Origin of the sequence: Roseburia lenta, from assembly GCF_014287435.1 — a bacterium.
GTDB classification, from domain to species: domain Bacteria; phylum Bacillota; class Clostridia; order Lachnospirales; family Lachnospiraceae; genus Pararoseburia; species Pararoseburia lenta.
On record NZ_JACOPG010000005.1, the window covers coordinates 39,169 to 50,551 of the forward strand.

The following is an 11,383-nucleotide window of genomic DNA, read 5'->3' on the forward strand; positions in this document are numbered from 1 at the left end:
AAAATATTTATGTCGGATCCATATAGGGTGTTGGGCGTATCGCGAGATGCATCCGAGGATGAGATCAAGAAAGCATATAGAACACTGAGCCGTAAATATCATCCGGATGCCAATGTCAATAATCCGAATAAGGATCAGGCAGAGGAGATGTTCAAAGAAGTACAGCAGGCCTACGATCAGATCATGAAAGAGCGCCAGCAGGGAGCAAGTTTTGGCGGCTACCAGTATGGCTATGGTGGATTTGGCGGACAGGGCGCGCAGAGTAGCAGTTATGGTGGCTATGAGCAGACGCAGGAGTCCAACGAGATGCGTGCGGCAGCCAATTATATCAACAGCAGGCATTTTGCAGAGGCAATGCATGTCCTAAACAGTATGCCGGATGCGGCTCGCAATGGTCGTTGGTATTATTACGCAGCGATCGCCAGCGAGGGACTGGGGAATATAGTGGATGCCAAGGAGTTTGCAAGACGTGCAGTTGCCTTAGAACCGGGCAACTTCCAGTATCGCCAGTATCAGCAGCATCTGGAGTATGGCAGTGACTGGTATGAGACACGCGGTTCTGCTTATGAGAGACCATATGCAGGTGTGACAAGATGGTGTTTCAATATGTTTTTGTTGAATTTATTCTGCAATATGTGCTGCTTCGGACCTCGATGCATATAACATGAAGTCACAAGGGCGTTCCTTTTTGCAAGGGGGCATACATTAAAATAGGACTAAATCAAGAGAAACCTTATAAAACAAGGGTTTGAATGATTTACGTCCTATAACTCTGTAAAAAAGCAGACTGAAATCTGAAATGGTTTCGGTCTGCTTTTTCATCGCATTTCGTTTGTGATAGCGGCACATAATTACTTATTCGCCCAGTTTTTCATGTCCTGCATTACCATAATGGAAGCAGAATCATAGGTATCTTTAAAGTCGTGTGATACCTTTACTCTCATTACAAAATCGCCTGTAATCTCTGTGTAATAAAACGGAGCGTTACACAAAGATTCTGGTGTAATTCCTTCTTCTCCGATTGCGCCTTTGTTATAGTCCCATAGAAAACCTTTGTAAGTACACACTTTAGCGTAAGATACTTACCTCAAAGTAATAAATTGAAAAGTAGTTAAATGTTCGGAATAGAGGGGCTGCTGTCTACCTAATTCTTGTGTGTTACTTTATGCCACATATCACATATTTGGCGTATTAGAAGCATGAAGCATGCCTCGATATTCCATAGGCGTACATCCGTATTTCTTGCGGAACAGCTGAAAGAAAAAGCTGGTATTCTGATATCCGACGGCAAGGCTGATATCATTTGTGGAAAGTGCGGTGCTCTTTAACAGTTTTGCCGCCTGAGAGAGCCGCTGTGTCTGGACCAGCTCTTTGTAAGTGGTTCCGGTATGCTGGCGGATGTAGGCAGAGAGATAGTTTGGGTGCATATTAAAAAACTCAGCTGTAGAAGAAAGAGTACAGTCCGCAAAGTTTGTTTCGATATATCGGAGTATGGTATAAATCTGATCCAAAGAGGAGTGATCCAGAACCATATCGTGTTGGAACAGATTGATCATCTCGCAGGTAATCAGCGTAAAAAGACTGTCTAAAAAAGGTCCGGATGTTACGGATGGAGAATAAAATTCACAGAGAAACTGGTTGGCAAGATCTGCCAGCCGGTTTTGTTTTTGCTCCGGGGAAAAGACAATATACCTGCTTTCCTGCATCGTGGTGTTCAGAGTCTCAATGAAAAAGTGTGTAAGGTAATTATCCTGAGACAGGCGTTCAAAAAAGGTACCGTTCAGATATTCGCGCGTCAGTAGAAAATTGATGATAATATCATTTTCTGAACATCTTTTGACAGAATGAGGTGCATTCTGGCTGATCAGAACCATCTGCCCGGCTTTTAGCCTGAATGTAGTCTTATTTATCGTCATTGTGCAGGAACCAGAATAAACATAACTCAACTCCAGCCACTCATGGATATGCAGAGGTACGTTTTCAAAACGATTCTGTTTTACAACAGCGAAGTTGTAATAACTCGGAAGAACTTTCTTTGAAAGAACTAAAGAACGTATATCTTCAAGGTTCGTATCAAAACGGTAACAGGGTGTATCAAACTTACCGCTGGCAACAGGAAATTGTGAATAATCTTTCTTTATACCGTTCAGACGCTGGGTTTCCTCGGGAGTGTGCTGCTTCAGAAATTGATTCAATGTAGATAATGTCATCATATATATTCTCTCCTTTTCGAGATATGAATGAACTGTGATTATAGTCATCAGCCGTTTATTAAACCTGTCTAAAATATACCATATTGGGGGAAAAGGTGTACAGAGTAATCTCGGATATTTATTAAGTTTGGTCGGTAGATCACTTATGTTTCGTTGATGTAATTTTAGTCTGTATAAAGTAAGATATCAGTAAGAAAAGGAGGCATAGGTTAGGATGAAGATATTTTTTGCAGTAGTGGTGATTGTTTTATTATTTGTGATCGGTGCGACATTATATGTCTATAAAAAAAGTGCCATGTTTTTGCCGGCACTTCTTGGCATCTGCGGATTTCCAAAAATAAAGGGAAGCAGCTATTACGATGAAAATGGACATTTCCGTCCGGGAACGGGGGAGGACAAAGTTGGATTTTTCATGCAGCATCCGGTATTCGGCGGTTTTAAACATATGTTTTTCAATGTGGAGGACAACGTGCTGAAAGCCATTGCGCCTATAAAGTATAAGGATTTTTTAAAGGCGCAGGGCCGTGAGGAACAATTGGATGCAGCCTTGGAATCTTTCAACTATCTAACCGGACTTGTTGAGAAAGGTCAGGCAAGGCTGGTGCCGGATCTGTATCCTGCGGAAGCAGTTAATGGTCATCCGTACAGGTCACATCTGACGGGAATGTTTTATCAGGGACAACAGGGAAAACCACTTGCCATTGTAGTTCCGGGAGGCGGATTTATCAGTAATGTAACTGATTGCGAGGGGTATCCTGCGGCGATGAAGCTGCATAAAATGGGATATTCTGTTCTCGTCATAAGTTATCCGGTCGGCAGACAGCTGGGAGAAACAGAACAGATGAAACAGGGACAGGCTGCCGCGAGGGAACTGACACAGGTGATCCGATATCTGACGGAGCATCAAAAACAGTTTTCTGTAAACATGGATGATTATGCCATCTTTGGTTTTTCAGCAGGAGGACTTATGACCACGGCGTATTCATTTGCAAATTATGAGGACTGCTGCCACAAGAATCATCTGCCAAGACCGAAAGCGATCTTCCCTATGTATGGTCTGGACTGGAATATCAAAGCTTTGCCGGAGGACAAAGGACTGGCGGTATTTTCTATCGTAGGGCGGGATGATGAGTTCGGTTTTGCAAATGTGGAAGATAAACTGCCGGAATTAGAGAAGGTACTGGGCAAAGAAAATGTGTCAGTTAAAATCATTGACGGTCTGGGACATGGATTTGGCATTGGATATGAAACAAAAGTGAAAAACTGGCTTCAGGAAGCGGTATCCTTCTGGGAAGCCCACAGATAACAGAGGGTAAGATTTATTTAAGGAGGATTTCATAATGAGCAGAAACTTGAAAGAATTAATCAGAGAGATGACGCTGGAGGAAAAAGCAGGACTTTGTTCGGGCGCGGATTTCTGGAACACAATGGGAATCGAAAGATTAGGGATTCCGTCCGCTATGATGACAGACGGCCCGCATGGTCTGCGCAAACAGGAAGGAGCGGCGGATCATCTCGGCCTGAATAAAAGTGTGAATGCAGTATGCTTCCCGGCAGCCTGCGCCACGGCATCTAGTTTTGACGTGGAACTGATGGAACGTATGGGACAGATCCTTGGTGATGAGTGTCAGGCTGAGAACGTGAGCATGCTCCTCGGTCCTGCGGTTAATATCAAACGAAGTCCTCTCTGCGGAAGGAATTTTGAATATATGTCCGAAGATCCTTATCTGACAGGAAAGATGGCGTCAGCATATATCCGGGGCGTACAGTCGAAAGGAATCGGAACCAGTATGAAACATTTCGCTGTGAATAATCAGGAAACAGACCGTATGCAGATATCGTCGGAAGTATCGGAACGGGCTTTCCGGGAAATTTATCTGCCGGCTTTTGAGGAGGCGGTGAAGAAAGCGCAGCCAAAGACTGTGATGTGCAGCTACAATAAGATCAACGGAGTATTTTCTTCAGAGAATAAGAAGCTTCTGACAGATATCCTGCGGGATGAGTGGGGATTTGAAGGATATGTGGTCAGTGACTGGGGAGCTGTAAATGACCGGGTGAAAGGACTGAAAGCCGGTCTTGACTTGGAGATGCCGGGATCAGGAGGATATAATACAAGAAAGATTATCCAGGCAGTGGAGAATGGAGAGCTGGAGGAGGAGATTCTTGACAGAACGGTAGAGCGCATACTGAAAGTAGTCTTCTCCTACGCAGATAACCGGAAAGCAGAGACTGTATTTGACAGGGAAAAGGATCACAAGGCAGCGGCAGATATCGAAACAGAGTGTGCCGTACTTCTGGAAAATAAGGGGGCGCTGCCGCTGAGAAAAGAACAGAAAATAGTCTATATCGGGGAATTTGCAAAGAAACCGCGCTACCAGGGCGGGGGATCGAGCCACATCAATACGGACAGCGTAGTGTCAGCTCTGGAAACTGCGGTGAGAAAAGGCAGGGCAGTGGAGTATGTGAAGGGCTTCTCGTCAGAGCGTGACGAAATGACAGAAGAAGAACTGAAACAGGCGTGTGAAGCGGCTGCGGGAGCAGATGCAGTTGTAATCTTTGCCGGACTGCCGGACAGCTTTGAATCGGAAGGATATGACAGAACATCCATGGAACTGCCAAAGTGTCAGAATCGCCTTATAGAGGCTGTGGCTGAGATACAGAAGAATGTGGTGGTGGTTCTACATAACGGAAGTCCCGTAGAAACTCCGTGGGCTGAGTCTGTAAATGCCATTCTGGAGATGTATCTGGGAGGAGAAGGCATCGGGGAGGCCAGCGACCGGCTGTTATTCGGGGAGGCGAACCCGGGGGGACGTCTGGCGGAGACTTTCCCATGTCGTTTGGAAGACAATCCGAGTTACCTGAATTTCCCCGGAGACGGCAGGACTGTTCTCTATGGAGAAGATATCTTTGTTGGATACCGCTACTATGATGCGAAGAAAGTACCGGTGCGCTGGGCATTCGGACATGGTCTGTCATATACGGAATTCAGCTACAGCAATATGAAGCTCTCTTCTGTAGAAATGAAGGATGGAGATGTCCTGAGGGTAAGCATTGATGTGGAGAATACAGGAAAGATGGCAGGAAGTGAAGTAGTTCAGCTCTATGTCAGCGGCAAAGACAGCACAGTGCCAAGAGCAGTGAAGGAACTGAAAGGGTTTGCGAAAGTAATTCTGAATCCGGGTGAGAAGAAGACGGTTACAATGGAGCTTTGTGCGAGAGATTTTGCTTACTACGAGACAAAGATTCACGACTGGTATACTCCGTCAGGGATATATGAAATCCAGATCGGACATGCCAGTGATGATATTAGAGAGACTATTGAATTTACCTTTACTACTGATGTGCTATTGCCGTTCACTGTGGATATGACCACGACAATGGGAGAGTTAATGAGCCACCCGAAGACAGCAGGAAAAATGATGGAGTATCTTGAGGGGTTATCACAGGGAGAAGAACCTAAGAAAGAAGATGGGGAGGTACAGCTTGTGACTCCGGAAATTATAGCCCAGATGCCGCTGAAGTCATTTCTGAGTGTGATTCCGGGCGAAGCGATTGAACAGATGATCGTGGAGTTGAATTCTTTGTGCCAGTAATGGGAGAAACAGTTGGCTCATTATAGGATGAAAAAGTATCAGCATGGAAATGAGGAATAATTATGGGCAAGATTTATGCAGCGAAAACAAATCATATCACAAACCCTGTAGGGTTTTATCTGAAACCGCTGGTTTTTTCATGGAAAGTGAAAGGATGCAGAGGACAGGAACAGAAACATGCAAGGATTGTAATCAGCAAGAATAAAACCTTTACAGATATCTGTTACGATACAGGTGAAACAGAGTTGGACAGCCTCTCTACAAGAGTAGAATTTGAAATACAGCCGTATACAAGATATTACTGGAAGGTCATTGTTGTAACAGATTTAGAGGAAGTAATCGAATCAGATGTACAGTTTTTTGAGACTGCCAAAATGGATGAACCATGGACTGGAAGATGGATTACTTGTGACAGCAGTCAGGAACGTCATCCGATTTTTTCAAAAAGGATTGAACCGAAAAAAGAAGTGAAAAACGCAAGACTGTACATTTGCGGTCTGGGATTGTATGAGGCATATTTTCTCGGGGAAAACAAAGAAAATTCTGAGAAAATCGGTGATGAGTATCTGACTCCGTACTGCAATAATTATGACCAGTGGATCCAGTATCAGACGTATGACATCACGGAACAGGCAGAACAAGGCGGTGTGCTGTCTGTTCTTCTCGGAAACGGTTGGTATAAAGGACGGTTCGGTTTCAATGATCCGGAGCGGGAAGCATATTACGGTGACGAGTGGAAGCTGATTGCGGAGGTTCACATAGAGTACAAAGACGGAACGAAAGATGTAATCAGTTCTGATGAAACTTGGTCAGTTACAAGAAGCAATTTGTGGTTTTCCAATATCTATGACGGTGAGAGAAGAGATGATACGCTGCCGCCGGTTGAGGAGTCTCCTGCGCGGATCGCAAAGGCTCCGAAAGGCCGGCTTATGGAACGATTATCTCTTCCTGTTAAGGTACAGGAGGAGAGGAAGCCGGCAGAGCTGATCCATACTCCTGCCGGAGAAGAGGTATTTGATCTGGGGCAGGAGATCACGGGGATCTTCCGGCTGCGGGTGCATGAGCCGGCAGGGACAGCTATCAGGATCCAGACAGGCGAGGTGCTTCAGAATGGGTGCTTTTATAATGAGAATTTGAGAACTGCGCTGTCGGAGTATGTCTATATTTCTGATGGTACGGAAAAGGTGATCACTCCCCATTTTACATATTATGGTTATCGATATGTGAAAGTGACCGGGGTTAGGGACCTTTCGTGTGAGGATTTTACGGCGCTTGTTCTTTACAGTGATTATGAGAGCATCGGGGCAATTGAGACAGGGAATGATCTTGTGAACAAATTAATCTCCAATATCGAATGGGGAATGAAAGGGAACTTTCTGGATGTGCCTACAGACTGTCCTCAAAGAGATGAGAGGATGGGCTGGACAGGAGATACACAGGTATTTTCCGCGACTGCAAGCTATCTGGCTGATACCTATGCGTTTTACCGAAAATATTTATATGACCTGTATCAGGAACAGCTTCTGGCGGACGGAATGGTTCCAGAGATTGTTCCCACATTCGGACCGACGAAATGCTCCTGTGTGTGGGGAGATGCCGCATGTATTATTCCGTGGAACGTATATCTGTTCAGCGGAGACAAAACAATACTCGAAAACCAAATTGAGAGCATGAAAGCATGGGTTGATTATATCCGGAAGATTAACGGAGATCATCATGGATGGAGACAGGTTTTCCATTATGGGGACTGGCTGGCTCTTGATCGTATAGGTGCTGCAGCGAATAATGTGTACGGAGCGACTGATGAAGCGTATATTGCAGACATCTACTATGCGGCGAGTGCACAGATTGTTGCAAAAGCAGCAGAGGTGCTTGAACAGGAAGAAACGAGACAGGAGTATCAGAAAATCGCAGACCGTCAGTGGCAGGTGGTGAAAGAAGAATATTTTACTTCCACCGGCAGATGTGCGGTGAAGACGCAGACAGGGCTTATTCTTGCATTGAAGTATCATCTGTCTGAAAATGAAGATCTGACAAGGGAGATGCTGAAAAAACTTCTTCGGGATAATAAAAATAAACTAAATACCGGGTTTGTAGGAACACCGCTTTTGTGCAATGTCCTGACTGATCATGGAATGACAGATGCGGCATACAGGCTGCTTCTGAATGAAGAATATCCGGGTTGGCTCCATGAAGTGAAGTTGGGAGCAACGACGGTGTGGGAGCGTTGGAATTCACTGGATGAGAGCGGACATGTTTCTAGTACGGGGATGAACAGTCTGAATCATTATTCGTACGGAGCTATATTGGAGTGGATCTTCCGCCATGCAGCTGGAATTGATGTGATGGAACAGAGCCCGGGAGGCAAGGTGATGCGAATCAGTCCAAAAGTAAATAGCGAACTGAAATATGTAAAAGCTGTTTATGATTCGGCAAGCGGATGCTATCAGTGCGGCTGGGAGATATCAGAGGATAATAAAATCACGGTCACTGTTACGGTTCCGTTCGGCGGAAGTGCAGAAGTGGTTCTTCCATATGCGTCGGAATCTGTATATGAAGATAAAGAAAATCCATTATTTGAAGAGGTAGAAAATGGAATCTGCCGTGTGAGAGCCGGAGAATATGAAGTCGCTTATGAGGCGTCACAGCCTTTAAAGAAGAAATACAGCATAGACTCGACAATGGAAGAACTGCTGAACCATCCGGGTATCCGTACGTTTCTTTCGCAAATGATGGAAGTGGATATGATCCCGGATATTGCATATAGACTTTCACTCAGAGATGTCGCGAAAACATTCGCAAGAGAGATAAAAAAAGATGAGGCGCAGATGCTGGATGCGGCACTGGCAAAATTCTAATCAGGAGGGTTGCTATGGAGCTTATAAGGCTTAAAGTAAACAGTCAATACAGACCATGCGTGGACGAAGCACCTTATTTTTCATGGGTGATCACCAGTGGCAAAAAGAATGTGATGCAGACATCTTATCATATTACAGTGACAGGTCCGGGAGAAGTAGTGTGGGATTCCGGGGTGGTAGAAAGTGATAAAAGTACTTTTGTAGAGTACAACGGAAAACCATTGAAAAGTCTCAGTGACTATAGCTGGACAGTGGAAGTGACGGTTAATAACGGAGAAAAGGCGGCGGCATCCTCATCCTTTGAGACAGGATTTATGAAGAAAGAATGGACGGCCGAGTGGGTAAAATCTCCGTCCCCGATGAAAAAGGTTAAACCCGGAACCGGCGGGCAGAATATTTCCGCAAAGAATTTGATGCACGAGACGGTGTAAAACGGGCACGCGTCTATGCCACATGCCACGGAGCATATCAGCTCAGCGTGAACGGAATACGTCCGGACGACAGAGAGTTTGCTCCGGAATTTACCGTCTATTCTAAATATCTGTGCTACCAGACTTATGATGTGACTCCGTTTTTGAGAGAGGGAGGAAATGTCATAGGAATGCTGGTGGGGGACGGCTGGTATGACAGCGCGAACTTTAAACCGAGAAGCAGGAAGTTTAAAGCCGAACATTCTGTGTTATTTCAGATAAAGATTGATTATGAAGACGGAACGAGTGAAATGGTTGTGTCCGATGATGCGGTGAAAGTTTCGGAAAGTCCGGTCCGGTCTTCCGATCTGTTTGCAGGTGAACTCTATGACGCACGGATGGAACAGGAAAACTGGAACTGTTGTGGATTCGATGACAGCAGCTGGAAAGCAGGTATCTCATGCAAAAAATCTTACGCCAACCTGGTAGCTCAGTACGGGGAACCGGTGCGCCCGGTAAAGGAATTACCGGCAGTCGGAATGACGGTCAGCCCGAAAGGCGAGACGATCATTGACTTCGGGCAGAATCTGGCGGGTGTTCTGCGGGTAAAAACCAAACTGCCGGCCGGAACAAAAATGGTATTAGATCATTTTGAAACTCTGGATCAATATGGAAACTATTTCAACAATATTTTCATGTCAGAGAAAACAGGGCACAAGCAAAGTGATATTTATATTTCAAACGGGAAATTTACAGAATATATACCGCATTTTACATATCATGGCTTCCGCTATGTGAGAGTGACATGCGATCAGCCGGTGAGTCCGGAGAATTTCACAGCGATTGTCCTGTCTTCTGACAATGAGGATCTGGGAACTTTCGAGACGTCCAACGAAGATATAAACCGGCTTTACGAAAATACAAGATGGTCTCAGCGGTCGAATCTGTTCTCAATCCCCACTGACTGTCCGCAGAGAGAAAAAGGCGGATGGACCGGAGATATCCAGATTTATGCAAGAACAGCCATGCTCAACGAAAATGTAACCCCGTTTCTGACAAGATGGCTGCGTAATATGACCTGCAGCCAGCAGAAAAACGGAGCGATTCCCAATGTGATCCCCCTTACCGGAATCTATGAATTACTGGAGAAACTGAATCGGATCGTATACCGCAATTTTGAACCGGTGGGAGAAGCGGGATGGGGAGATGCCGCTTGTATCGTACCGTGGAGCATGTATCAGCTTACAGGAAATATCAGGATACTGAGAGAGCAGTATGACACAATGAAAAAGTGGTGCGACTATATCATCAACACTGCAAAGAAGCGTAGAGGCAAGATGAAACATCCAAAAGAAATTGACCAGTATCTGTGGAATACAGGACATCAGTACGGGGAGTGGCTCATACCGAGCCAGACAGTAGACGGAGCAGACCAAAGCGCTGCAAAACCTATCAATACTTCTGTATACTGCGCGCCAATCTTTGGATGGAATTCCTGTCGGATCATGGCAGATACGGCAGCACTCCTCGGGCATACATCAGACGAATTATACTATGATGACATTGCGTCCAGAATGAAATCTGCCATTCAAAAAGGACTGATCGATGATGACGGGAAGATGCCTCTTGATTTTATGGGCAGTTATGTGCTGGCAATCGCATTTGATCTTGCTCCTGAAAGGAAGAAAAAAAGTATCGCCGGACATTTGATCCGCAAGATAGAAGAAAACGGGGATTGTCTGGATACAGGGTTCCTGACGACGCCGTATCTGCTGGATGCACTCTGTAAGATTGGCAGGATGGACAAGGCATATAAAATCCTGCTTCAGACAAAGTGCCCGTCATGGCTTTATGATGTAGGACGGATTTTGCGGACATTCAAAATAAAAAAGAATGTGGAGGTAACAGACAATGGCAAAATCATTATTTGAGGAACTGGGCGGCAAATACGAAAGGCAAGGGGATTATTTGATACCGTGCTTAACTGTACCCGCCGAAGAAGAACAGGCAATAGGCATCTGGGGGCAACGGCATTTAGATTATCTAAAACAGTACCGTAAAGTTACATACACCAATCTTCTTACAAGCGGCAGGCTAAACGCCTACCTTGCCGACATCAACAGACAGGCACAGGAACGCTTTGAAAGGCTCATAGAGGGTATGAAACAGGCACAGGGCATAACGGAACAGCTAAAGGCAGAAAACGCCTTAGAATGGACAGGATGCCTCAATAACATAAGGGCTTGTGCGAGGGAGATTGTGGAAAAGGAAATTATTTTTGCATAAACAGATGATTAGTGGCAGGGGGA

At 45.2% G+C, this 11,383-nt stretch carries 9 protein-coding genes; 7 read left to right on the plus strand and 2 right to left on the minus strand.

All coding sequences use genetic code 11. The features are described from left to right. Window positions 1-9 precede the first annotated feature (9 nt). Entirely contained in the window at window positions 10-663 is a 654-nt protein-coding gene (locus tag H8R94_RS11560; RefSeq protein WP_186854718.1) for a DnaJ domain-containing protein, read from the plus strand. A gap of 188 nt (window positions 664-851) precedes the next feature. On the opposite strand, the gene H8R94_RS12220 is transcribed toward H8R94_RS11560, so the two are convergent. Together H8R94_RS12220 and H8R94_RS11570 are read right to left on the minus strand one after the other, a co-directional pair. Next, a complete protein-coding gene (locus H8R94_RS12220) occupies window positions 852-1,067 on the minus strand; it encodes a DUF1349 domain-containing protein (RefSeq protein ID WP_256386606.1) in 216 nt (71 codons plus the stop codon). 108 nt (window positions 1,068-1,175) lie between these two features. Further along, entirely contained in the window at window positions 1,176-2,213 is a 1,038-nt protein-coding gene (locus tag H8R94_RS11570) for an AraC family transcriptional regulator (protein ID WP_186854719.1), read from the minus strand. A gap of 214 nt (window positions 2,214-2,427) precedes the next feature. On the opposite strand from H8R94_RS11570, the gene H8R94_RS11575 reads away from it, so the two are divergent. The 6 genes from H8R94_RS11575 (at window position 2,428) to H8R94_RS11600 (ending at window position 11,360) form a co-directional block, all read left to right on the plus strand. Continuing rightward, window positions 2,428-3,519 carry an alpha/beta hydrolase gene (locus H8R94_RS11575; RefSeq protein ID WP_118281814.1) on the plus strand — a complete coding sequence of 364 codons (1,092 nt, stop codon included), beginning with the start codon at window positions 2,428-2,430 and terminating at the stop codon, window positions 3,517-3,519. 34 nt (window positions 3,520-3,553) lie between these two features. Then, window positions 3,554-5,806 carry a glycoside hydrolase family 3 C-terminal domain-containing protein gene (locus tag H8R94_RS11580; protein WP_186854720.1) on the plus strand — a complete coding sequence of 751 codons (2,253 nt, stop codon included), beginning with the start codon at window positions 3,554-3,556 and terminating at the stop codon, window positions 5,804-5,806. 62 nt (window positions 5,807-5,868) lie between these two features. Next, window positions 5,869-8,664: an alpha-L-rhamnosidase gene (locus tag H8R94_RS11585; RefSeq protein WP_186854721.1), complete on the plus strand. Its 2,796-nt coding sequence runs from the start codon at window positions 5,869-5,871 to the stop codon at window positions 8,662-8,664. A gap of 14 nt (window positions 8,665-8,678) precedes the next feature. Then, window positions 8,679-9,095 carry a glycoside hydrolase family 78 protein gene (locus H8R94_RS11590; RefSeq protein ID WP_186854722.1) on the plus strand — a complete coding sequence of 139 codons (417 nt, stop codon included), beginning with the start codon at window positions 8,679-8,681 and terminating at the stop codon, window positions 9,093-9,095. Between the two features lie 47 nt (window positions 9,096-9,142). Further along, window positions 9,143-11,005 (plus strand): family 78 glycoside hydrolase catalytic domain, encoded by a 1,863-nt coding sequence (locus H8R94_RS11595; protein WP_186854723.1) that lies wholly within the window; start codon window positions 9,143-9,145, stop codon window positions 11,003-11,005. Next, on the plus strand, window positions 10,986-11,360 hold the full coding sequence (locus H8R94_RS11600) for a TnpV protein (RefSeq protein WP_001129922.1): 375 nt from the start codon (window positions 10,986-10,988) through the stop codon (window positions 11,358-11,360). Before H8R94_RS11595 ends, H8R94_RS11600 begins: the two co-directional genes overlap by 20 nt. Window positions 11,361-11,383 lie beyond the last annotated feature (23 nt).

Excerpts from the sequence above, each read along its gene's own strand:
- H8R94_RS11560 (WP_186854718.1), top strand. The coding sequence starts at position 10 with ATGTCGGATCCATATAGGGTGTTGGGCGTATCGCGAGATGCATCCGAG.
- H8R94_RS11570 (WP_186854719.1), bottom strand. The coding sequence starts at position 2,213 with ATGATGACATTATCTACATTGAATCAATTTCTGAAGCAGCACACTCCC.
- H8R94_RS11575 (WP_118281814.1), top strand. The coding sequence starts at position 2,428 with ATGAAGATATTTTTTGCAGTAGTGGTGATTGTTTTATTATTTGTGATC.
- H8R94_RS11580 (WP_186854720.1), top strand. The coding sequence starts at position 3,554 with ATGAGCAGAAACTTGAAAGAATTAATCAGAGAGATGACGCTGGAGGAA.
- H8R94_RS11585 (WP_186854721.1), top strand. The coding sequence starts at position 5,869 with ATGGGCAAGATTTATGCAGCGAAAACAAATCATATCACAAACCCTGTA.
- H8R94_RS11590 (WP_186854722.1), top strand. The coding sequence starts at position 8,679 with ATGGAGCTTATAAGGCTTAAAGTAAACAGTCAATACAGACCATGCGTG.
- H8R94_RS11600 (WP_001129922.1), top strand. The coding sequence starts at position 10,986 with ATGGCAAAATCATTATTTGAGGAACTGGGCGGCAAATACGAAAGGCAA.